We start from the raw sequence: 22282 nt of genomic DNA, 5'->3' as shown, positions 1-22282 counted from the left end.
CACTCTGATATAACTAGAGTATCTTCAGGAGCCCACCCAATCCAAAGTCCCTCGCCTTTTTTTGGACGGATGGAACTTCGGCTGCGGTTCGTGAGTGTTGCACATAAAAAAGGACCAGCATCCGTCTTCAGGTAGATATGGCTCTCACTTCCATGGTACACGATCGCATCGACTTCTCCAGGAAAAGAAAAGTGAGAAGACGGAAGAATCTCGCTTGAGATTCTAAGCTTCTCTGGTCGAACGGCGAGGTGAAGCTTACCACTCACTCTCTCAAAGTGAGGAATCGTCAGTTTGCCAAGAAGCTCAGTCTTCACGATTAGTCCACCCCAATCTTCATGACCTTCAACAATTCCTGAAAACAAGTTCATCCTGCCAATAAAGTCTGCAACGAACCTGCAATTAGGAGACTCATATAGTTCTCCAGGAGGTGCGACCTGTCTTACCATCCCATTTTCCATTACGGCAATTCGGTCAGCCATCGACAGAGCTTCCTCCTGATCATGAGTGACGATCACAAATGTGATGCCTACAGCTTTCTGCAACTTCACCAACTCCAGTTGCATTGCTTCTCTCAGCTTTGCGTCAAGTGCAGAGAGAGGTTCATCCAATAGAAGAACTCTGGGCCGCTTTACTAGCGCACGGGCTAATGCAACACGTTGACGCTGCCCGCCTGACAACTGATCGGGTTTGCGTAAGTCATAGCCATCCAATTTCACTAATGCCAAGGCGTCCTGCACTCGCTCCTTAACTTCCTCATGCGGTGTTTTAGCTACTTTCAATCCATAAGCCACATTGTCAAAGACATTCATGTGTGGAAACACAGCGTAGGACTGAAATACCATATTGACTGGACGCTGGTTCGGGGGAATGTCTCTGGTCTCTTTCCCATCAATCTTGATACTTCCTTCAGATGGAAATTCGAAGCCTGCCAGCATTCGTAAAAGTGTCGTCTTTCCACAACCTGATGGTCCCAGTAGGGCAAAAAACTCTCCTTCATGAATATTTAGGTTCACCCCGTTGACAGCATGGACATTGCCGAAGCTCTTAACGACTTGCTTGATCTGTAGGATGACGGGCCGATCAGCCATGAGCTGCACCCCCAGATTGACCCCTGCTGCGGCTTTGAAACCACAATGCAAAGGTAGTCATTACGAGGGTGATGGCAATCAAGACCGCTGAGGCAGCATTAACTTCAGGTGTTACAGAGAAGCGGATCATCGAGTAGATCTTGATTGGGAAGGTAATGGTGTCAGGACCAGAGGTAAAGAAGGTGATGACAAAATCATCAAGTGAGAGCGTAAATGCCAATAGGGCTCCAGCAATCAGACCTGGACGCATATGAGGGATGAGGATGTCTTTGAACGCATGCCACTCTCCAGCTCCTAGGTCCTTCGCAGCCTCTTCTAATTCACGATTGAAGCTTGCTAACCTAGCTCGAACCACCACGGTCACAAATGGAAAACTGAAGGAGATGTGAGCAATGGTGATTGCACCCAAATTGAGAGGCCATGGAAGACCGGACGGCCAGCCAATGCGAGAAAAGAAAGCCATCATGGCGACGCCCATACAAATTTCGGGGATTACAATCGGCAAGGACATGGCTCCTTCATAACCCGCTTTTCCTGGAAAACGGAAGCGCCAGAGCAATATGGCAGTCATCGTTCCTAGCACCACGCTGATTAGGGTACTCAGGAAGGCAATTGTCAGTGAGTTGGCAAACGATTCTACTAAGGAGGAGTTGTTCCAAGCCTTTTCGTAGTACTTGAAAGTGAATCCTCGCCAAACAATGTTGCGACGGCTATCGTTGAAGCTAAAGGCAACAAGTGTGACTATCGGAGCATACAGAAAAATGAAGGTTCCAAGTAAAACTAGCCTCATCCATGTGCGTCGAGTATAATCCAGCGGTCTAATTGGGTTGGTTGAATGAACACTCACCTCAGCCCTTTTTCATTGTGACGTGTTAAAAGAGCTCTCACAGCTAGTGCGAAGAATGTTAGATACATTAGCAAGAAGGAGAGCGCAGCACCAAAAGGCCAATCGTTGGCGGATTTGAACTGTCGCTCGATCACATTTGCTATCATTTGACTGTCTGTGCCTCCCAATAGGTCCGGAGTAAGGTATGAACCTAAAGCGGGAATGAAGGTAATAATCACTCCAGAGATGATTCCAGGGAATGCCAGTGGAACAATTACGGAACAAAAGGTCCGCCATTGCCCGGCACCCAAGTCAAGGCTCGCCTCAATGTAACTTCTATCCATCCGGTCTAAAGCTGCGTAAAGTGGTAAAACCATGAATGGAAGGTGAACATAGACCAGCCCATAGACAACAGCGAAGTTGTTGTAAAGTAATTCAAAACGATTGAATTTCTCACCAAAGAGATTCCAATCTCCCAATCCAAGTATCCTTAGCCCACTATCAGCAGATAGCCAAATAAGTTCTAACAAATCATTTAGGTAGCCGTTAGTTCTTAGAACTGCAATCAATGCGTATGTTCGGATCAGTAGGTTGGTCCAAAAGGGAAGGATCACAAGAAGCAGTAAAATTGGCTTCCACCGCTCTGGAGCAAATGTGATTGCCAGGGCAATTGGAAAAGAAATCACCAAGCAGAAGAAAGTAGTTAGGCCTGCATACCAGAAAGATTTGAGAAATATCTGTAAGTAAAGCGGCTGAACTGCCCTTGAATAGTTTTCGAGCGTGCCTGTGATGGCCACCTCAATGATGCCTTGTTTCTCACCAAAGCTGAGCCCCCATACCAGAAAAAGTGGCGCAAGGAAGAAGGCAAAAAGCCAGATTGTGGGGGGTATCCCAAAGGACCAGAAAACCTTGGGTGATTTCCGCCAGTAATCCACTGAAATGTAGAAGAATTAGTTTGAAAGGTAGGCCCAGCTTTATCCGGGCCTTTGGGAAGATTTAAGCGGCGGAGATGCGTGTCCAAGCCTCGTCGAAAAGGCGTTGCATCGATTCTCCACGGTATTTTGAAGACTCGCTTCGTCCTAAGACATCGTCTGTGGGGAAGATAGCTGGGTTATTTCGGTATTCATCTCCGAGCTTTGCTTTAGCGACCGAATTCGGTGTCGCATACTGGATGAAATCAGCGATTAGTGCGCCAGCGTCTCCATCCAGCAGATAGTTCATAAATGCGTGAGCATTTTCAGGATGTGGGGCCCCTTTTGGAATACAGAGACAATCTTCCCAGAGGAGCGTTCCTTCCTTGGGAACGATATAGGCGATATCGTCATCTTCCTCTTGCACTTGAATGATGTCGCCATTGTACTCCATCGTTAGATCAACCTCGCCAGAAAGCAGCAAGTCTTGCCCATTATCCTCAGCAAAAACCTTAATGTGTTTCTTCTGCTTGATCATCAAATCTTCAACAGCCTTAACGATTGCAGGATCAGTGGTGTTTAATGAATGACCGAGGTACTTCATGGCAACAGGAATTGTCTCAGATGGGCTATTGAGCACAGCGATTCTTCCTGAATATTCCCTGGATGCAAAGAGAGTCGACCAGCTGTCTGGTATTTTCGATACCTTTGACTTGCGGTACCCAATCCCAATCGTCCCCCACATATAAGGCATGCTGTAGGCCCGTTTGGGATCGAATGCTGCGTCTCGAAAGGTTTTGTCTACGTTCTTGAAGTTAGGAATTTTGGAGTGATCAAGTTTGATCAGCATATTTGCGCGGATCATCCGTTCAACAAAGTCGTTCGATGGTACGATCACGTCGTAACCGGGATTGCCTTCTTTGAGCTTGGCAAATAATTCATCATTGTCAGCAAACAGATCCATGCTAACTTCAATTCCACTAGCATTACGGAAATCATCCAGGGTCGTTTCGCCGATATAGGTATCCCAATTGTAAAAGTTGAGTTTTTTTTCTTCTGCACTCCAGCCTTCACGTGGCAAGAAAGTCAAACCTGCTGCCACTGCACCAAGTCCTCGCAAGAAATGACGGCGAGAAGGTCGAGAGTTATTTTTTGGATTCATTTTCATATAACTGCTCCAGCTTTGGGTTCAGCAAAAATGCGCCATAAGGGGACAAACTTTAGAGCGGCGCAGATGGAATTAAACCTCACTCCACATTACAGTGAGCCCCTTGGAAAAAACTAATCAGCAGCGTCCGAGTTCTTGTGCCAACTGATTTAGTGTTTTGGACGCTTTTTCGTAAATCTCATCCAGGTGTCCCCTTGTGGCAACGAGGGGTGGAGAAAGGATCATAGTATCTTGCACTGCCCTCATCACCAAACCGTTTTGTAGACAGAGATCCCTGCAGCGTTCACCCACTTTCCCACGTTCCTTAAAAAAACGTCTTGAAGACTTGTCATCAACTAACTCGATTGCCCCAAGTAAACCCACAATCCTCACTTCTCCAACCAAGGGGTGTTCATTGAACCGCTCCCAAAGTTGACGAAGGTAGGGCCCAGTGTCATTTTGGACTTTTTCTAACAGACCCTCTCGTTCGATGATTTCAAGATTTCTCGAGGCTACGACGCATGCAGCAGGATGACCAGAATACGTAAAGCCGTGGGCAAATTCCTTACCTTTGCCAATGATGACATCAGCAATTCGGTCAGAAACCATTACACCTCCAATCGGAAGATATCCAGAGGAAAGCCCTTTGGCGATTGGCATCAGGTCAGGTTTAATATTAAAATATTCTGAACCAAACCAATGCCCGGTTCTGCCGAAGCCACAGATCACTTCATCTGCTATTAGAAGAATTCCGTACTTGTCACAAATCCGCTGTATTTCAGACCAATATGTCTCTGGAGGGACTATCACGCCCCCAGCACCTTGAATTGGTTCCCCAATGAAAGCAGCTACACGCTCAATACCGATTTCATTGATTTTCTTTTCAAGTTCCTGAGCAGCTAAAATTCCATATTGTGATGGAGAGAGTTCGCCACCGTTTTGGTACCAATATGGTTGTTCGATGTGGACAATGTCAGGAATAGGCAGATCATCAATCTCATGAATAAACTTCTGACCACCTAGGCTCGCTCCTGCGACGGTACTTCCATGATAACCATTGATTCTGCTAATCAGAACTCGCTTCTGGGGCTGTCCCAAAAGCTTCCAATAGTTGCGAACCATCCGCAGGACAGTGTCATTGGCCTCAGATCCGGAGTTGACAAAAAAGACATGATTGAACTGAGGGGGGCTGATTTCCGCAAGCTTCTCTGAAAGTTCAATAGCTGGAGGGTGGGTACATTGAAAGAAGCTATTATAGTAAGGAAGCTGTTGCAATTGTTCATAAGCAGCTTTTGCAAGCTCTTCTCGGCCGTATCCAACATTCACACACCACAAGCCAGCCATTCCATCAATGATTTGGTTCCCTTCTGAATCCCAGAGATAAACACCCTCTGCCCTGGTTATGACTCTAGTTCCCTTGTGCCCCAGATCCTTGGTGTCTGTGAAGGGATGCATGAAGTGGCGGGAATCAAGACTTTGCCATTCAGTGGTACTGTGAAGCATTCAAAATCCTAATGATAAAGAGTGAGGGCACAGTGTTAGGCTATAGAAAGCAGCTAATTTCTGAGCGTTGTCAACTTATCCTTTTCTAAAAAAACAGCAAGATGGCTGAATTTGAAAAGCTAAAAGAATCTTTGGTAGAAATTCAACGAGACAATCGCTTTTGGCATGATGGTCTTTTAACAGAAAATCTAAGTGCCCAAACAAGCATGGGATATCTGTTCTTCAATAGAAGAGGTTTTTGCGAGATAGGTAAATAATTTGAACACGAGGCTCTTCATCCAAACTGTCGAGAGTAGTAACTCTGGTATTCTGTAACCACTTCAGGGTAGGGACGGTAGACTTCAAGGAAGAATTTGAATGAAGCCATTTTTACATAGGAGTAAGCGGGAGCGGCAGAAATGGAGGCGATCAAAATTCGAAGAAAGAAGTTTTCCACTGTCAGTAGTTAAAGAATTGGAATCAACAAAACAAAGAGTAAAGAGATTAGGATTCTTGCGAGATAGAAGAGCCAAGAGTAGCAAAAAACTCGTCTACTCTTCAGAAGTTCTGAAAAAAGCTTCAATTTGGTTGGAAAGCCATTGCTCAAGACCGCTAGTTTTGAGGAATATGAGAATCCTGCCATTCCTAAGGGCCAAACAACTCCCACCATTCCTACTGGGAGAAAAAGGCTGAAGGGTGAGCTACTCTGTATCCAAATTTCCCGACCAATTATCCAACCAGGTCCAGCCCAAACCCCTCCAATACCAAATACAATTCCTACGGCACAAGCATCCCAGACGAACTGAGACCAACGCAAGCTTTGTAGTGATTTCAAAATGCGCCACCGTCCTCCTTCTGAACGATGCATTTTACGCATATCCATGGTTGGCCACATTGAAGTCAATTGTTTCGCAGCAAACAGGCATCCACCAACCAGCAGAGTTCGCCAGTCCAAAAGCCATTCACTAACCAAATTTGGAGCTTGTAGGAACAGCCAATCAGCAGCAATCCCGAGTTCCCTTGAGCTTGGAAATTCAAAACCTTCCGGACAAATCTTCGCATAACTGCGCAGGGCTCTATCAGCTATTAGGAGAAGAGCCACCAGCAGAAAAAAAGATTTGTAGCGAATCAGGTCACGGATCGAATCAACTACCAGGATTTGGATAAGTCGATGCATCAAGGGGGTAGGGGAGTCAGAGATAGACGGTGCTGAAAACGCACGGGGACTTTCAAGGTAACTCCTTCTTGCAGTTCAGGAAAGTAACCAAACGTTTTACTGTTCACGAGGATCTGCATGATTCCTTCAGAAGACAGTTCAGTACCAACATCAAGATCATGTTGTGATGCAGGAAAGGCAAAGCCATTTGCCTGGAGATCCATGATCAGGTGATCAACATTTGTAAAATCAACCTCCCAATCTTCAGCCGGAACATTCGTGACAAGCTCAATGTGCTGAGCTTCCAAGGGCAAACTTACAATTCTTTGATGTTCCTTAAAAAAAGGGCGTCGTGTTGAATAGAGGACCGTTATCAAAATCAGGCAAGCAGCTATACCTATTCGTAAGCGCCATTTAGTTCGATTGCTAATTTTTCTAACAAGAACACTATCAGATAGTGGAGGTTGAAGGACGAAAAAGTAAAAGCAGATAAACGTAGCGCCCATCACCCCTAAAGACCAAAAAGCATCACTTACAAAGTGAGCACCTTGGAGGAGTCTGGCTGTGCTCATCAGCGTGCCATAACCTAACCCCAGTGCCAAAGATCCAATGGCTACTGGATGAGAGTAGTTCCAGAACATTACACCGGAGGCAAAGATGAATCCCATTGTGCAGTGTCCACATGGAAAGGACTGACCCTGGCCTGGTATGCCTAGTTCCAAAGCAGCCCGATATTCCCAATTACCCCCAAATTCTACGACCTCTCTAGGACGAGGTCTCCCAGTGTATTCTTTTAAAAGTGCATTAACGATTAGGCCTGCCCCTACAATTGAGGTTAAGCTGTAGAGCAGAAAATAGCGACGAAAGCGGATCCATTTTGGTGATTGGAGGGAGCGATACCAAGCAAGTAGACTAATAAAGGTAAGTGCAAAGGCTGGAATCGTTCCGAATTCATAGAGGAAACGCCAAGGCTGGGCATCGCCGAGTGACCATCCTGTTTCTGATGACCATATCTGACGTATGATCAATCTGTCTGCATCAAGCCGGTTCCAGACCAGAGTGGCTGTAAGCCATACTGCTAACCACAGTGTTAGTAGGATTGCTCCAATCCAGTAATATCGCTTACGTTGGGGATCCATTCCAAATTTGCGTAATCAATGCGTGAAGATTTCAGGTGATTCAAGCACCCAAGATTTTTGCTTCCTAAGCCACTATTCCAATCAATGACTGAAGATTTTTTGATTCATTGGTGCAATTTTTGGGGATTTGTTCCTGATTAAAGCAAACGACAATCACTTTTCATAAAAATTCATGAAACCCAAATCAACTTCCATTCCTGTTATTCGTCTGAACCCAGGCCGTGAAAAATCTGTTCATCGACGACACCCATGGTTGTTCTCTGGTGCTTTGGAATCTGAATCGGATGCAAATCTCCCAGGTCAAACCGTCAGAGTGGAAACATCATCAGGAAAATTCTTAGGATATGCTGCATGGAGTCCAAAATCTCAAATTCGATTACGTTTTTGGAGCTTTAATGAACAGGATAAAATTGATGATAATTTTATCCATTCTCGATTGCAGAGGGCTTTATCCTATCGTAGTTCCAGCAATCTCGCCAGTAATGCAAAACGTCTTGTACATAGTGAAGCTGATGGTTTACCAGGTCTCATCGTTGATCAATATGATCAGGTCTTGGTGCTACAAATCTTATCTGTCGGCATGGAATACTGGAGAGAGATCTTGATTCAACAATTGATAGATCTAACAGGATTAGAGTGTGTTTTTGAGAGGTCTGATACAGAGGTGCGAAGATTAGAAGGACTTGAAAGAAAGTGTGGCGCAATTCTGGGAGAGTTGCCCCCCAATTTTGTGATTCAGGAACATGGGCTTGATTATTACATTGATGTTGAAAATGGCCAAAAAACAGGATTTTACCTAGATCAGCGAGCTAACCGAGCCAAGATTCAAGAAATTTCAAACAACAAAGAGGTCCTAAACTGTTTTTGTTATACGGGTGGATTCAGTCTAAATGCATTACGTGGGGGGGCAAAGTTTGTAACTTCCATTGATAGCTCTGGACAAGCGTTGCAAATGGCAAAATTGAATACCAAAACAAATGGGCTGCCAGAAGAAAACACCGAGTGGATAGAAGCAGATGTCTTTATGTCTCTTAGAAAATTTCGAGATCAAGGACGGAATTTTGACTTAATTATTCTTGATCCACCGAAGTTTGCCCCCACAAAGCAGAATGTTGAAAAAGCTTCACGAGCCTACAAAGACATCAATTTGCTTGCTATGAAACTTCTGAATGCAGGAGGATTATTGGCCACATTTAGTTGCTCAAGTGCGATCAGTCCAGAATTATTCAAAAAGATTTTGGCAAGTAGTGCAGAGGATGCCCGACAAGACTTTTCGATTCTTGATAACTTTTCAGCAGATCAAGATCATCCGCAATTACTATCTTTTCCAGAATGTGAGTATCTGAAAGGTTTACTTCTTCAAAAGTGCTCTTAATCCAGTAAGCAAACTATTGAAAAGGCCCTCTCATTTTGCATTTTGCAAAACATTGAAGAATTGAAATCATTACAAATTGTCTCAGTTCAAGTCTTCACTAATCATGTTGAAAAATCCCCAGTCGAAATTACCGTTTCATTTTTCCAAGAGTGTCCTTGCGGCTTTCATCACATTGATCTTGTTGCTGGAGATGATTTGGTTCTTGGGTACTTTCTAAGTCTTCTTGAATGTTGTTCTACCAGTTTTTGCACTAGTGGCCATCGGTTATTTCACAGGCCCATTGCTGGGATGAAGGCAAAAACAATGACTCGATATGCCTACTTCATTTTAATCCCTGCCTTTGTTTTCAATGTTATCAGCCAATCTTCGGTTCCTCTGTCAATGACGTTGACAATGGTAGGCTATAGTGTTTTGACCCATATAATGGTAGCAATTGGGGCAGTTATTGTTGGTAAAATTTTGGGAAGATCACGTGATGTCATTACCGCCTTTGTATTGATTTCTATTTTTGGCAATGTTGCGAACTTTGGGCTGTCTCTGTTGGATTTTTGATTTGGTGACGTATCGAAAGTCCCAGCAACTGTCTATTTTCTTTCAATTCTAGTGACTTCATTTGTCACTGTGGTTGGGGTGGCTGGATGGGTTCGCAAAGGTAGTTTGTTGGCAGTTACGAGCGTGCTGAAAACTCCAGCTCTTCTCACACTTCCCCTTGCAGCTATTTTTGCTGCGACAGGCTGGGAAGTTCCACTCTCAGTAGATCGGCTTACAGGTTTGTTGGGACAGCTATGATCCCAACAATGATTGTCACCCTTGGTGTTCAACTATCTAGTGTTGAGAAATTAGAGCTGAACCTAGATACCTGGATAGCTTGTGGACTTAGGTTGCTATTAGCACCATTGCTGGCGTTTGGCTTGGCATTCCTTTTTCCATTGGGAAAACAGGAAAAAAACATTGGAATTTTGCAAGCAGCTATGCTGACAGCAATCCTTGCTGAGATCATTGGCATTGAAAACGATCTCGTTCTTGATTTCGTGACAACCTCTGTCCTGCTCTCAACAATACTTGGCGTGTTTACCCTGACAATCCTCCTTTCTATAATATAGGCCTATCTGCAAATATTTCAGTCAGGTTCTGAATTCTCAAATTCCACGTTACGCTAATGAAGGAACTTTCGAATTATGAAGTCTTCGAAGAATGTGTTGAGGAAATCAAAGTAAAAAAAAATTAATTCTCAGTTCAATTTGGGGTACTCATATGGGTGCCCTTCACTTTGATGAGGAAGGGTTAGCATTGGAAAGCTATCCTGCCAGTTTCTGGAAATGAAAAAAATGCTTTGATAGGTTATTCTACCTCAAGGAGGGCTTGGGTTTCTCCATTGCTTTATGAGAAAACTGAGGGGGCACCAGCCACGTTGATAGCCAGCTAAGAGATTGCTTTGCTCAATACCAGAGCATTTCCTGGGGGATCGTGGTAATAGCCTTTCTTTAGATGAATTTGACGAAAACCTGAGGCAAAGTATAGGTGCTGAGCTGCGAGATTGAACTCATGTACTTCAAGTAAAATTTTCGGAACCTGCTCATTCCTAGCTAGCTGAATCAAGAAGTCCATCATTTCTCTCCCGATTCCTTGCCGCTGGTGATCTGGAACTACTCCAACTCTGAGGATTGAGAACAAATCAGGCTGATCTTCTATGATCAAAAATGCTAAAGCCTTTGAATTGGCTTCAGTATGCCATGTCCAAGCACGAAACCACGAATGGTTCATCAATTTGCTGAATGACTCTTCTCGCCAAGCTTTCTTAAAACAACTCTTGTCGAGTTCTGCAAGACTGGTTGGGTCTTTTCCATTGCGAATCCAACCCCTTGAACGTTTCCACATTGATGACTTTTCATTTTTTACATGAATTAGCTCAGTAGCAGTCAACTTGACCCATTCCTGAATGATTTTATATTGTGGGCTTGAGTGTAACGTTCAAAGTCTAGTAATTTTGATAAGACGAGCCATTGAAAGGCTGAGTCTCTTTGATCCATTTCCAACCATGCACAGGAGTCGCATGTTTAAGAAAGTTGTACCCGTAACAAAAGAAAATCACAGCCATCTGTTTGTCAAGGGAACAGACAATTTCCTTTTTGCTAAAGATTTTCATATTGCTCCCATTGCTCTCAAAGAATTTTTCAGAGCTGCTGCTTACTATTCAATCATCTTTTTAGAAGAGCCCAGTTCAAAGGAATTCAGGCCTGTTGCTTTGCTCGGGCTACAGCAAGGGGAGAATCTTTATATTGATGATCAGGGAAAATGGTTAGTTCCCTATGTTCCTGCTGCTATTCGCAGGTATCCGTTTACCCTTGCACCTACCCAGGATCCCAATCAATTTCTAATTTGTGTTGATGAGGAAAGTGAATTGGTTGGAACCGAGGAAGGGAATCCCTTGTTCACAGCAGAAGGGGAGTTGAGTGAGACAATGGAACATGTCAGGAAGTATCTGACCGAGTTACACCAAATGGAGCAGTTCACTCACCAGGTTTCCAAGGAATTGAAAGACATGAACCTGTTTACCTCAATGAATCTCAACTTCCAAAACATGGGCCAAAACCAGCAGATTCGAGGCTTATATCTTGTGAACGAGGAAAATCTTAACAAGCTTGGCGACAACGATTTTCTTAAATTGCGCAGAAGCAACGCGCTTCCCGCAATTTATGCCCATTTGGCCTCTCTGCCACAAGCGGATCGGTTAGCTCAATTCCGAAGAGATGAGGAGGTGCCTCCCGCAACAAATTAATACTTTGAGTAGTCGGTGCCTCTTAGCAAGTACCGACTATCTTTTCGCTAAATCATCCTTCCTTTAGTTTCATACTCCCAGAAGTATCCTCGCAGGATTCTCGAGATATTCTTTCACTTTGAATAGGAAACTGACAGATTCACGCCCATCAATGATTCGATGATCGTAACTGAGAGCTAAGTACATAACCGGACGAATCACTACCTGTCCGTTTAAAGCTACTGGTCGTTCCACCACGTTATGCATCCCTAGAATGGCGCTTTGAGGAGGGTTGATGATCGGTGTTGAAAGCATGGACCCGAAGACGCCACCGTTAGTGATCGAGAAAGTACCTCCCGTCATTTCTTCAACGCTCAACTTATTATCCCTTGCTCGCTTAGCAAGTCTCCCAATCTCCAGTTCAATTTGTGGAATATTCATACTTTCCGCATTGCGAACGACAGGGACTACTAACCCTTTTGGAGCACTTACAGCGATGCCGATGTCGACGAAATCACTATAAACAATCTCATTGCCATCAATCATTGCATTCACTGCGGGAAAATCTTGAACAGCCTCGCTCACAGCTTTGGTGAAGAAGCCCATAAAACCAAGACGCTGCCCATATTTTTTTTCAAATTTGTCCTTGTAATCCTTTCTCATAGCGAAGATCGCACTCATGTCAACCTCATTAAAGGTTGTCAGCATGGCGGTTTCGTTCTTCACTGCTACGAGGCGTTCCGAAAGTTTGGTCCGCAGCCGAGACATTTTTTCACGTCGCTGCTCCCTGCTGGAGGACTTAGGAACGGTATCTCCATCAGATTTAGATTGGGTGGAGGGTACAACGGCTGTGGACTCAGTTTTCAGGGGTGGAGGCTGCTGATTTTTAGCTAGTTCCACATCCTGCTTTGTAATTCGATTGCCTGGGCCAGAACCTTGAATCTGGTTAGCAGAGATCTCTGCTTCGTTCATCAACTTTTGCGCTGCAGGAGATGGATGTCCAGCTGCATACCCAACTCTGGATTGTGCTACCTTCTCGGGCGCTGCATTTGATGATTGGATAGTTGGTCCGCTTGAATCAGCACTTGGTACTCCAGCTGTGTCAATTTTACAAAGTACGTCTCCTACTTTTGCGTCAGTCCCCTCTTGCAATATGATTTGAACTGTCCCCGCAACCTCTGCGGGCATAGGTAACGTTGCTTTGTCAGTTTCAATCTCGCATAAAATTTCATCAACCTGAACGAATTCTCCATCTGCCTTGTGCCAGGTTTCAATAGTAACCTCTGTGATTGATTCTCCGGGGCTAGGGATCTTTATCTCAACGAAGGACATACTTTATCTCTGAGCTTAGAATTATAATTTGAGGAATTTAAGCAAACGCTCGATGAATTAATTCTTCTTGTTGCTTTTTGTGCATCACGGAAAATCCGGTTGAAGGACTACTGCTTTCTTTGCGCGAAACCAACTTCAAGGAGCTTCCCAGATCAGGAAATTTCCTCATCATGAATCCTGCCGCACCCATATTTTCGGGCTCCTCCTGAACCCAAAACCACTCCTGCGTCTGTACGTAACGATTTCGTATTTCCATGATCTGTTCTGTTGCCATTGGATAGAGCTGCTCTAGGCGCACAACAGCAACATCTTTGCGTGCTTCAGAATGCTGCCTCTCTAAAAGGTCATAGTAGATTTTTCCGTTGCAAAACAAGACTCTTTTGACCTTTGCTGGATCAGCATAATTATCATCAATAATTTCTTGAAAACAGGTGCCCTTTTCAAAATCATTTAGAGAACTGACACACTTTGGATGACGCAGCAGACTTTTTGGGGTGAAGATCACCAATGGTTTTCGAAATGGACGTGCAGTCTGCCTTCGAAGAGCATGAAATAGATTGGCCGGAGTTGTGCAGTTCAGAATGTACAAGTTGTTGTCGGCACACAAGGTCATAAATCTTTCAATTCTTGCTGATGAGTGCTCTGGACCTTGGCCCTCATATCCATGTGGTAATTGGAGAACCAAACCATTCATCCGCTGCCACTTTGTTTCTGCAGAAGCAATAAATTGATCAATAATTATTTGAGCACCATTAGCAAAATCACCAAATTGCGCTTCCCAAATCACCAGATCTTTAGGTGATGACACAGCATAACCATACTCAAAGCCAAGGACTCCATATTCGGAAAGATGTGAATTATAAATACTCAGCAATCCTTGGGAATTACTGAGATGCATGAGAGGAAAATGCTTCGTGTCGTCTTCTTCCACGACAACTGCATGTCTATGAGAGAATGTGCCACGTCGAACATCCTGACCACTGATTCTAATTCCAGTTCCCTCGTCAAGTAGAGAAGCATAGGCTAGTTGCTCACCCATGCCCCAATCAAGAATCTCTCTTTCGTTGACCATCTTTGATCGATCTTTGTAGAGATTTCGGATTTTCGGGAAAATCTTCCAATCCTCGGGGAGTGTTGTCAGTTTTTTTGCTAATTCATGGAGTTTTGACCGATCTACACCAGTGTCAGGCGATTTCTGGTGTTCTTCCTGTTGTGCTAATCTTAGCCCTTGCCAATCTCCTTCAAAGAAAGAGGTGGGCTCTAGTTGTTCTCTTTGGTGCGAGAGCTCCAGCGAGGAGTTCATTTGTTCTCTGAAATTACGATCAATATCGTCTAATTCTTCTCCACTGAAAGTACCTTCATCAATCAGCCGATTACGATAAATCATTTTTGGGTTGGGGTGCTTACCAATCAACTTGTAAAGAGTTGGTTGTGTAAAGCGTGGTTCGTCACCTTCGTTGTGCCCGTGTTTGCGGTAAGCAAGGATATCCACAAAGACATCCCGATGGAACTGCTGACGGAATTCCAGCGCCATTTCGATTGTATGGACTACAGCCTCAATATCATCTCCATTGACATGGAATACCGGTGAAAGCGTTGTTTTGGCGATATCAGTACAGTAAGTGCTGGAACGACTTTCAATATAGTCGGTCGTAAAGCCTACCTGGTTGTTGAGTACAACATGTACGGTTCCCCCTGTCTTGTAGCCTTCCAATTGGGACATTTGAAGAACCTCATAAATGATCCCTTGCCCTGCAATTGAAGCATCCCCATGAATGAGAATAGGGACGAGTTTCTTCTCATCTCCAGAGTAGCGCTTTTCAATTTTGGCCCTAGCCATTCCTTCAACAACGGGGTTTACAGCTTCAAGGTGGGAAGGATTTGGAGCGAGACTCAAGTGGACTTTCTCACCATTATGGGCAATTCGGTCACTCGAATAACCCATGTGGTATTTCACATCTCCTTCAAAGTGGGAATCTCCGAAAGATTTCCCTTCAAATTCTGCAAAAATGTTCTCGTAACTCTTGTTCAGAATATTTGCTAACACATTTAGACGTCCACGATGGGCCATACCAATTACAAATTCTTTAACCCCCAGAACGGCACCTTCCTCAACTAGTGTTTCTAGAGCTGGAATGATCGCTTCTGCACCCTCAAGCGAGAATCGTTTTTGTCCTACGAACTTCGTGTGAAGAAAAGCTTCAAAATCGACTGCTCTCATCAATTTTTCATAGATTTGTTGCTTCTCTTCTTTGTCGAAAATGGTGTGGTTACGATTCTGCTCAACCCTAGACTGAATCCAGTCAACTACGTGTGGAGTCCGAACAAATTTATATTCGGCACCGATTGACCCACAATACGTTTTTCCAAGAAAATCTACAATTTCTCGCAAAGTTGTTGGTCCTAAGCCAATCCTGCTGCCAGCTTGGAAAACGGTTTCGAAATCCCCCTCGTTGAGGTTGAAATTTTCTAACTGAATTGGTTGTTCATGTAGTCTCCTCGTCCGAATAGGATTTGTCTTGGCGAAAAGATGTCCTCTTTGACGATAGGCTCCAATTAGATTGAGTACATTGACTTCTTTCTGAAAAGCCTCAGGCATTGATGCGTCAATGCCTTGTTGGTTGTAATTTGCTTTTGAAAACTCAAAACCTTCAAAAAAACGACGCCAACTTTCGTCTACCGATTCAGGATCCTGATAGAACTGTTCGAACAGATGGTCAAAATTGCCGATGTCTCCGTTGCCTAGAAACGAAAAATTATCCATGAGATTTACCTTTTTTGGAACTCAAGATGTAAAGATATTTAAGAAATTCAAAGTTTGCCCAACAGGGAATAGTTGCAATGAAAATACAAAATTTTTTAAAAGATTATTTCAGGTCGAATTGTTGATAGCAGAGAGATTTTTCAACAAAAAGCGACTTAACAGTCCCACAATCCCAGCCAAATATATTTCACCACTGACTAGTAGTCTTTGAACTTCTGCAAAATTAAAGAGTCTTACTTGACTGATTTCTTCATCGTGGTGGGCTCTCACCAAAAATTCATCCATACTGATTTCTGCTTCATAGATGTAAGCTAGACAGGGATCCCTCGGAGAAAGAGCAAGTGGACTCTGCTGTTTGAGCTGATTTGCAGAAATTTTGATTCCTGTCTCCTCATATAATTCTCTCAAGGCCCCATCCTGTGGAGACTCACCTGTCTCAAGACCGCCAGCTGGAATTTCCATGGAATGCATATCATTTAGAACGGGTCGCTTTACTTCAACCAGCACAATTGAGCTACCCTCAACAACCGGCAGAATCAGCACCACGCCAAAGCTTGGTTCAATCGTAAAGAAGTCTCCTCTTGATTTCAAAGAGAACCATGGATTCTGATGGAGGATTTTAATGGGTTGCAGATCACTACATTGAGACTTAATTAGTCGGGGATCACTTAGGTTAGGCATCAGTCAAATCAAAATGATTTATCGGCCTTGAACAAATCGAAATGTTAAATTCAACCGTTCACCGACTAGTTTTTTTGTTTTAGGAATTTCATGTTGCCAGAATTTTTGCGTAGTTCCCGCCATGATTAGAAGTGATCCGGTTGAGAGCTCAAGTGCAAAGTTGGACACTTCAGAATCAGAGCGATGTCGAAATTTCATGATCCGGGAACCTCCAAGACTGATTGATGCAATCACAGGATTTACGCCCATTTCCCATTCATCATCACTGTGCCAACCCATGCTATCATTCCCATTCCTATATAAGTTTAATAGTACACTGTTGAATGGCCTCTCAATCGTTTCAACTAACTGATTACGAACTTCCAGCAATGTGGGTGTCCAAGCTTTAGGATTCAAACTTAGATTTGAATAGCTGTACACAGCCCCTGGATCACCATACCAAGCTGATAATCTTGGACACTCAACCCATTTCCCAAAGATTTTGATTCGATGTTGCTCCCATTCAATTTCTTTTTTCAAGCGCTCAATCCAATCCACTGACTCGGATTCTCGCCAAGTTCTTGAAAAGGTCAAATCCCCATCTGGTATATCGATGATTTCAAAACTCATTTCGAGATTTTAGTAAAATTTCTTTTCATTTTATGAATTTTCCATATTATGCAAATTTTTTCTCAACTTACTTGGAGGAATTATGGAAGGTTTAATATTTCGTTTTCAAAAAGTTATTGAAGAAGTGGCAGCCGGAAACCGCAGTTTGTTTTCCAGAGAGACTGGTAAGGCTCCATCCTTCGCAACGGATGTCTGCAAAGGCAGAATTCTACCAACCATTCCTTACCTAATTCAACTTTCTGAGAAATATTCTATCAGTCTGGACTGGTTACTACGAGGAATTGGGAAAATGTACTTGGATTCGACAAAAAAAGACTTTGGAACTGAGGTTGTACATATTCCAAGGTATGACGTCAAAGTCAGCGCTGGGGGAGGAAGTTGGACAGTGGATCAAACGATTGTGGAGCAAATGCCTTTTCAGGATCGTTGGTTAAGACAGCAACTTGGGAGATCCGCAGATCAGATGGTATTGGTTTCTGTGGAAGGAGATAGTATGGAACCGACCCTTGAGGAAAATGACTTATTGCTGATCGACCGACAGCAGACAGTGTTTGCTCGTGAAGGGATCTACGTGATTCGTTTGGATGACATGTTGATGGTGAAACGTCTTCAGCGTCAACCAAAGGGCTTGATTCAAATCATCAGTGATAACCTCAACTATCCACCCATCACACTTTCAGGTGATTGTGGTGAATCGTTCGATATTCTTGGCAAAGCTATCTGGTTTGGCCGAGTTTTCTAGAAAATTCTATAAACTGAATACTGAAATTTCGAAATTATTTATTCTGTGATTTATTGTCAATTGACAATAAATCTAGCGAGTTGCCCTGTAAGCATTGAGCATAGAGTTTATTAAGGTGTTTGGGTCGCTTCGTTTCGCTTCCCACCCCAGCAGAGTTTTCGCTCTAGTAGCCTTGGCAAGGACGATTGCGGGATCTCCTGGTCTTCTGGGACCAAACCTGACATCAAAGTTTGTATGAGAAAGGTTTTTGGTGTGCTCAAGAATCTCAAGCACACTCATCCCGTTTGACGTTCCGAGATTCAGAATGGGATTATCAGTTTCTCTAGTCAAATATTCCAGAGCCCTGACGTGTCCGTCAGCCAAATCGTTGACGTGGATGTAATCTCTAATACAACTCCCATCTTGAGTTTCGTAGTCAGTCCCAAAAACTTCAACAAATGGTCTTTTGCCGATGACAGCCTCCATCACGATAGGTAATAAATTATTTGGTTCGCTTTCCAATCCCTTGATCTTCCCGTCAAGATCGTAGCCAGCAGCATTGAAATAGCGGAGTGAGGCAAACCTAACCCCTTTCAATTGAGCATACCAACTCAACAGTTCTTCAATTGCCAGTTTTGTGTAGCCATAAAAGTTGCTGGGTTTTGTGGGATGTTCTTCATCCATCGGAATGTATTGAGGATCCCCATAAACTGCAGCGGTTGAGGAAAAAATAACAAAACGAACGCCTGATTCAGTAGCCGCATTGAGAAGCTGTATTGTTCCCGAGATATTGTGATTAACATATTTTTCAGGTTGTGTCATTGAATCTCCAGCTGCTTTCAATGCAGCAAGATGCACTAATCCCTCACATCCATTCAGGACTCCCTGCAGAGTCTCTGGAATTCTCAAATCAGCATGTACGAAGGGGACTCCAGGTAGTAGATTTTCTGCTTTACCACTTTGCAGATTGTCGACAACTACTGGCTGGTGGCCAGCTTCCAACAAAGATTTTGTTACGTGACTACCAATGTAACCAGCTCCACCTACAACGATAATTCTCATAAATTCAATTTTGTTCTAGATTATCATTCGAATCTTCGACAATTTCGTAAAGGACTCCGAAAGGCTGATCATCTCTTGATTTTGGGTGTACGAAAAAGACCGTTGTACCTCTAGATCCAGGCCGGGGAACTGGATCAATCAAACGAAATCCGTTTTTAGACATGTAATGATAAGCCTCTTCAGCACTTTTGACTCTCAATCCCACATGTGCTAGGCCACCTTTGCCATTTTGCCGATCAATCATCCTCTGCACTGGTGAACTATCATTTAGAGGCTCCAGCAACTGAATCAGGTTCTGGCTCTTACCTACTTGCAAAAGAACCTCCCTCACTTGGTCATTCCCTAGAACCTCCTCTCTGTGCACTTCCCGAAAACCCATCTTTCGATAGGCATTCACTTGAGCATCTAAAGTTCCTTGCAGTACAGCAATTGCTATATGATCAATAAATTGGAAACCAGGAAGTTGTTCAGGTTCGAAATTATCTAAAGTCATTTTAATTTCCCAATTGAGCAGATGAGCTTGTGGGGCTATCGAAAAGAATTCAATTTAAATTTCGCATAAATTTATTGAAAATTCTTAAAAACGCAGGTCTCTGTGCTCATAATGAATTTGATGTAAACCACCTCAGAAACCGAAAAGCTTCAAAAAATGTATTGACATAAACAATTTATGCGTGACAAAAGAAGATCAAATTTAATTACTCCTAACTAGCTTGCTATTATCAACGAAAGTCAAGTACCACTGGAAAAAATTTTTATTGATTGAATATTAATTAAGCCGCCTACTTGGGCGGTTATGGGCGGGTCGCCCAGTTGAGGAGAGGGGTGCTCCTCAGAAATGGACCTGCTCTCTGGTCATCAACCCCATGGTTGGTGACCTCTAGCGGATTGCCTCGGAAAAGGGGAGGGGTGCCTCTTGGACGTGTGCAATCCGCCCCCCTCCTTGCCTTGTCTCCTATTGATCAAACTTGCCTTTTTCCTGCAATTTTTTAGATCATTATTGTTGTTTTTTCTGCTTACTATCACGATCCACCATGAATATTTTTGTACGAAGTCTTGGAATGGGTATCCACCTAACCCTGCTCAAACTTCAACCCGATTACGAATGTACTTTGGAATCATTGGTTGGGCTCATTGAGACTCCTCCACAGCAGGAAATGGGTGACTACGCTTTTCCATGCTTTACTCTTGCAAAAATTTTTAGAAAAGCCCCAGCGCAAATTGCCAATGAATTAATGTTGGATCTTCAAGCAAATCTCTACGAATCCTCACTTTTTGAGAGTTTTTCTTCGCTTGGGCCCTATCTGAATGTAAAAGTCAATTCATCCGAAATGGCCAAGCAGGTGTTACCTGAAATCCATAAAGGGAATTGGTTTTCAAAGAACTCCTCAGAGCAGAAAACTCAGATGATGATTGAGTTTTCCCAGCCTAATACCCACAAGGGTTTTCATGTCGGCCATTGTAGAAATGTTGCCCTTGGAGATAGTCTAGTTCAGCTATTCCGCTATAATGGCTATCAAGTTATCGCGGCCAACTACATAGGTGATGTTGGAACTCACATCGCTAAATGCCTCTGGTTCTACCAAGAAAAAAATAACGAAAGTCCTCCATATATCCATAAGGGGGAATGGCTGGGGGAACTTTACACCGCATCAACCTGGGCCTTGGAAGGGCAAACTGGATCAGAGAAGGAAGAAACTCAAAAGAAAATTAGCGCTTTACTAGCTAAATTAGAAGAGAAAGAGCCCCAGATAACTCAGATCTGGGAGGAGACAAGAAACTGGTCCTTGGAGGATTTTGAGCAGATCTACAAATGGCTGGGAACAGAGTTCGATCATGTCTTTTATGAATCTGAAGTTGATGAAGAGGGCAAGCAGTTGGTTATCCAAGGGGCCAAGGACGGTCTTTTTCAAAAATCCGATGGGGCGATTGGTGTTGATTTAAACGATGAAAAGCTGGGTTTTTTCCTTTTGCTGAAATCAGATGGAAATACGCTCTATTCAACCAAAGATCTGGCCCTCGCCAAGCGGAAGTTCGAAGAATTTGGGATAGAACGTTCGATCTATGTAGTTGGTGCTGAACAAACTCTTCATTTTCAGCAAGTCTTCGCTACACTTAATAAAATGGGGTATGAACAGGCTAGCAATTGTTTTCATCTGCCATATGCCTTAGTAGTAATGCCAGAAGGCAAGATGAGCTCAAGGGCAGGAAACGTAATTCTGTTTTCGAAACTACAGCGGGAGATGTGCGATTTTGTGCGAATCAACTACCTCGAGTCACATAGAGAAAGTTGGTCTGATGGTGAAATCGAATCTACTACTCGTAAGGTGGCGGTTGCTGCAATCAAATATGGAATGCTCAACCAAGATCCGAACAAGCAGATCACTTTCTCATTGAAGGACTGGCTAGTTTCAGAGGGGAATACAGGCGTTTATTTAATCTATGCATATGTTCGAATACAGAGTATTGTGCGCAAATTTGAGAAATTTGATCCACAAGCTGAAATAGATTTTGAACTTTTGAAGCATTCCCATGAAAAGGCTTTGATACGTAAATTGTTTGATTTCAATGATATTGTTTATCAAGCTGCAGAACAATATCGTCCATCCTTACTTGCTAGGACTCTCTTTGAATTATGCAAGGATTTTAGTCGTTGTTACAGCAGTTGTTCTGTTAAGCACGCTGAATCTACGGAACTAAAGCTGGCTCGACTAAACCTGTTTTCTGCTGTAGCGGCTACGTTATTAACTGGATTAAATTTGTTGGGAATTGAGCCCCCTGAACGGATGTGAGAATGGCTTCTCAAGTTACTAGAGAGACAATTGATTTAAACAGCTTACTGGCTAGGGCGAAAAATGCTGCTGCTGGTACCGTGTTACTATTTTCTGGCGATGTTCGTAACCATAGTGAAGGCAGGGCAGTGGAATTTTTGGAATATGAAACTCACGAAAGCATGGCGCATAGGCAGATAGCTGAAATTGTTGGGGAGGCAAAAAGCCGCTGGGAACTGCATTATGTGGAGGTCATTCATAGATTTGGCAAGATGCGGATCTCCGACTGTTCCATTGGTATTGTGGTAGCGAGTTCACACCGAAAAGACGCCTATGCAGCCAGTAGATTCATTATTGATACGGTTAAAAAGTCTGTTCCAATTTGGAAGAAAGAACACTTCACAAATGGACAGGCGATCTGGGTTGAAGGTTGTGAGGCATCCTCTGTTGCAGAATTGAA

At 43.5% G+C, this 22282-nt stretch carries 23 protein-coding genes; 9 read left to right on the top strand and 14 right to left on the bottom strand.

The features are described from left to right. From P8O70_02225 to P8O70_02205, 5 genes are all read right to left on the bottom strand, one after another. The coding region (locus P8O70_02225; GenBank protein MDG2195702.1) for an ABC transporter ATP-binding protein at positions 1–1088 on the bottom strand (1088 nt) is incomplete at its 3' end. Next, positions 1081–1878, bottom strand: a complete 798-nt coding sequence (locus tag P8O70_02220; GenBank protein ID MDG2195701.1) for an ABC transporter permease — start codon at positions 1876–1878, stop codon at positions 1081–1083. The genes P8O70_02225 and P8O70_02220, both read right to left, overlap by 8 nt. Before the next feature lie 53 nt (positions 1879–1931). Further along, the gene (locus P8O70_02215; GenBank protein MDG2195700.1) at positions 1932–2849 is read right to left on the bottom strand and encodes an ABC transporter permease; all 918 of its coding nucleotides are present in this window, start codon (positions 2847–2849) and stop codon (positions 1932–1934) included. Between the two features lie 61 nt (positions 2850–2910). Further along, the gene (locus P8O70_02210; GenBank protein MDG2195699.1) at positions 2911–3993 is read right to left on the bottom strand and encodes an extracellular solute-binding protein; all 1083 of its coding nucleotides are present in this window, start codon (positions 3991–3993) and stop codon (positions 2911–2913) included. Between the two features lie 117 nt (positions 3994–4110). Then, complete coding sequence (locus tag P8O70_02205) at positions 4111–5475, bottom strand: aspartate aminotransferase family protein (GenBank protein MDG2195698.1); 1365 nt, start codon at positions 5473–5475, stop codon at positions 4111–4113. Between the two features lie 101 nt (positions 5476–5576). Between P8O70_02205 and P8O70_02200 the strand changes: the two genes are divergently transcribed. After that, the gene (locus P8O70_02200) at positions 5577–5732 is read left to right on the top strand and encodes a hypothetical protein (protein ID MDG2195697.1); all 156 of its coding nucleotides are present in this window, start codon (positions 5577–5579) and stop codon (positions 5730–5732) included. A gap of 188 nt (positions 5733–5920) precedes the next feature. Here P8O70_02200 and P8O70_02195 read toward each other — a convergent pair whose 3' ends face one another. After that, the gene (locus tag P8O70_02195; GenBank protein ID MDG2195696.1) at positions 5921–6631 is read right to left on the bottom strand and encodes a hypothetical protein; all 711 of its coding nucleotides are present in this window, start codon (positions 6629–6631) and stop codon (positions 5921–5923) included. Next, positions 6631–7749: a phosphatase PAP2 family protein gene (locus P8O70_02190; protein ID MDG2195695.1), complete on the bottom strand. Its 1119-nt coding sequence runs from the start codon at positions 7747–7749 to the stop codon at positions 6631–6633. The genes P8O70_02195 and P8O70_02190 overlap by 1 nt, the downstream gene beginning before the upstream one ends. A gap of 193 nt (positions 7750–7942) precedes the next feature. Between P8O70_02190 and P8O70_02185 the strand changes: the two genes are divergently transcribed. From P8O70_02185 to P8O70_02170, 4 genes are read left to right on the top strand one after another with little or no spacing between them, the layout of a single operon-like run. Next, entirely contained in the window at positions 7943–9124 is a 1182-nt protein-coding gene (locus tag P8O70_02185) for a class I SAM-dependent rRNA methyltransferase (GenBank protein MDG2195694.1), read from the top strand. 42 nt (positions 9125–9166) lie between these two features. Next, positions 9167–9676, top strand: coding sequence for a hypothetical protein (locus tag P8O70_02180; protein MDG2195693.1), 510 nt, complete (start codon positions 9167–9169; stop codon positions 9674–9676). A 51-nt stretch (positions 9677–9727) separates the two neighbouring features. Beyond that, complete coding sequence (locus tag P8O70_02175) at positions 9728–9913, top strand: hypothetical protein (protein ID MDG2195692.1); 186 nt, start codon at positions 9728–9730, stop codon at positions 9911–9913. Further along, on the top strand, positions 9910–10227 hold the full coding sequence (locus P8O70_02170; protein MDG2195691.1) for an AEC family transporter: 318 nt from the start codon (positions 9910–9912) through the stop codon (positions 10225–10227). Before P8O70_02175 ends, P8O70_02170 begins: the two co-directional genes overlap by 4 nt. A gap of 319 nt (positions 10228–10546) precedes the next feature. Here the strand turns inward: P8O70_02170 and P8O70_02165 are convergent, their stop codons facing one another. Next, complete coding sequence (locus P8O70_02165; protein ID MDG2195690.1) at positions 10547–11002, bottom strand: GNAT family N-acetyltransferase; 456 nt, start codon at positions 11000–11002, stop codon at positions 10547–10549. Between the two features lie 175 nt (positions 11003–11177). Between P8O70_02165 and P8O70_02160 the strand changes: the two genes are divergently transcribed. After that, positions 11178–11903 (top strand): SapC family protein, encoded by a 726-nt coding sequence (locus P8O70_02160; protein MDG2195689.1) that lies wholly within the window; start codon positions 11178–11180, stop codon positions 11901–11903. A gap of 69 nt (positions 11904–11972) precedes the next feature. On the opposite strand, the gene odhB is transcribed toward P8O70_02160, so the two are convergent. From odhB to P8O70_02140, 4 genes are all read right to left on the bottom strand, one after another. Then, positions 11973–13214, bottom strand: coding sequence for a 2-oxoglutarate dehydrogenase complex dihydrolipoyllysine-residue succinyltransferase (gene odhB, locus P8O70_02155; GenBank protein ID MDG2195688.1), 1242 nt, complete (start codon positions 13212–13214; stop codon positions 11973–11975). A 37-nt stretch (positions 13215–13251) separates the two neighbouring features. Continuing rightward, entirely contained in the window at positions 13252–15978 is a 2727-nt protein-coding gene (locus P8O70_02150) for a 2-oxoglutarate dehydrogenase E1 component (GenBank protein ID MDG2195687.1), read from the bottom strand. Between the two features lie 108 nt (positions 15979–16086). Continuing rightward, a complete protein-coding gene (locus P8O70_02145; GenBank protein ID MDG2195686.1) occupies positions 16087–16659 on the bottom strand; it encodes an NUDIX hydrolase in 573 nt (190 codons plus the stop codon). 18 nt (positions 16660–16677) lie between these two features. After that, positions 16678–17268: an alpha-ketoglutarate-dependent dioxygenase AlkB gene (locus tag P8O70_02140; GenBank protein MDG2195685.1), complete on the bottom strand. Its 591-nt coding sequence runs from the start codon at positions 17266–17268 to the stop codon at positions 16678–16680. A gap of 82 nt (positions 17269–17350) precedes the next feature. Between P8O70_02140 and P8O70_02135 the strand changes: the two genes are divergently transcribed. Next, positions 17351–18010: a helix-turn-helix transcriptional regulator gene (locus P8O70_02135; protein MDG2195684.1), complete on the top strand. Its 660-nt coding sequence runs from the start codon at positions 17351–17353 to the stop codon at positions 18008–18010. Between the two features lie 72 nt (positions 18011–18082). Here the strand turns inward: P8O70_02135 and galE are convergent, their stop codons facing one another. Further along, on the bottom strand, positions 18083–19051 hold the full coding sequence (gene galE / locus P8O70_02130; GenBank protein MDG2195683.1) for a UDP-glucose 4-epimerase GalE: 969 nt from the start codon (positions 19049–19051) through the stop codon (positions 18083–18085). Between the two features lie 4 nt (positions 19052–19055). Continuing rightward, complete coding sequence (locus P8O70_02125; protein MDG2195682.1) at positions 19056–19544, bottom strand: VOC family protein; 489 nt, start codon at positions 19542–19544, stop codon at positions 19056–19058. 541 nt (positions 19545–20085) lie between these two features. Here P8O70_02125 and argS point away from each other — a divergent pair. Together argS and P8O70_02115 are read left to right on the top strand one after the other, a co-directional pair. After that, positions 20086–21843 (top strand): arginine--tRNA ligase, encoded by a 1758-nt coding sequence (gene argS, locus P8O70_02120; protein ID MDG2195681.1) that lies wholly within the window; start codon positions 20086–20088, stop codon positions 21841–21843. 2 nt (positions 21844–21845) lie between these two features. Continuing rightward, positions 21846–22282, top strand: a 437-nt coding sequence (locus tag P8O70_02115) for a molybdenum cofactor biosynthesis protein MoaE (GenBank protein ID MDG2195680.1), incomplete at its 3' end; no start/stop codon positions are given.

It is taken from the genome of SAR324 cluster bacterium (assembly GCA_029245725.1).
Classification (GTDB): Bacteria; SAR324; SAR324; order SAR324; family NAC60-12; genus JCVI-SCAAA005.
This window is presented reverse-complemented; position numbering and strand designations above follow the sequence as displayed.

Coding starts and splice junctions, on each gene's coding strand:
- P8O70_02125 (MDG2195682.1), bottom strand. CDS start 19,544: ATGACTTTAGATAATTTCGAACCTGAACAACTTCCTGGTTTCCAATTT.
- P8O70_02140 (MDG2195685.1), bottom strand. CDS start 17,268: ATGAGTTTTGAAATCATCGATATACCAGATGGGGATTTGACCTTTTCA.
- P8O70_02165 (MDG2195690.1), bottom strand. CDS start 11,002: ATGTGGAAACGTTCAAGGGGTTGGATTCGCAATGGAAAAGACCCAACC.
- P8O70_02135 (MDG2195684.1), top strand. CDS start 17,351: ATGGAAGGTTTAATATTTCGTTTTCAAAAAGTTATTGAAGAAGTGGCA.
- P8O70_02205 (MDG2195698.1), bottom strand. CDS start 5,475: ATGCTTCACAGTACCACTGAATGGCAAAGTCTTGATTCCCGCCACTTC.
- galE (MDG2195683.1), bottom strand. CDS start 19,051: ATGAGAATTATCGTTGTAGGTGGAGCTGGTTACATTGGTAGTCACGTA.
- odhB (MDG2195688.1), bottom strand. CDS start 13,214: ATGTCCTTCGTTGAGATAAAGATCCCTAGCCCCGGAGAATCAATCACA.
- P8O70_02210 (MDG2195699.1), bottom strand. CDS start 3,993: ATGAAAATGAATCCAAAAAATAACTCTCGACCTTCTCGCCGTCATTTC.
- argS (MDG2195681.1), top strand. CDS start 20,086: ATGAATATTTTTGTACGAAGTCTTGGAATGGGTATCCACCTAACCCTG.
- P8O70_02190 (MDG2195695.1), bottom strand. CDS start 7,749: ATGGATCCCCAACGTAAGCGATATTACTGGATTGGAGCAATCCTACTA.
- P8O70_02200 (MDG2195697.1), top strand. CDS start 5,577: ATGGCTGAATTTGAAAAGCTAAAAGAATCTTTGGTAGAAATTCAACGA.
- P8O70_02145 (MDG2195686.1), bottom strand. CDS start 16,659: ATGCCTAACCTAAGTGATCCCCGACTAATTAAGTCTCAATGTAGTGAT.
- P8O70_02195 (MDG2195696.1), bottom strand. CDS start 6,631: ATGCATCGACTTATCCAAATCCTGGTAGTTGATTCGATCCGTGACCTG.
- P8O70_02170 (MDG2195691.1), top strand. CDS start 9,910: ATGATCCCAACAATGATTGTCACCCTTGGTGTTCAACTATCTAGTGTT.
- P8O70_02160 (MDG2195689.1), top strand. CDS start 11,178: ATGTTTAAGAAAGTTGTACCCGTAACAAAAGAAAATCACAGCCATCTG.
- P8O70_02150 (MDG2195687.1), bottom strand. CDS start 15,978: ATGGATAATTTTTCGTTTCTAGGCAACGGAGACATCGGCAATTTTGAC.
- P8O70_02220 (MDG2195701.1), bottom strand. CDS start 1,878: ATGAGGCTAGTTTTACTTGGAACCTTCATTTTTCTGTATGCTCCGATA.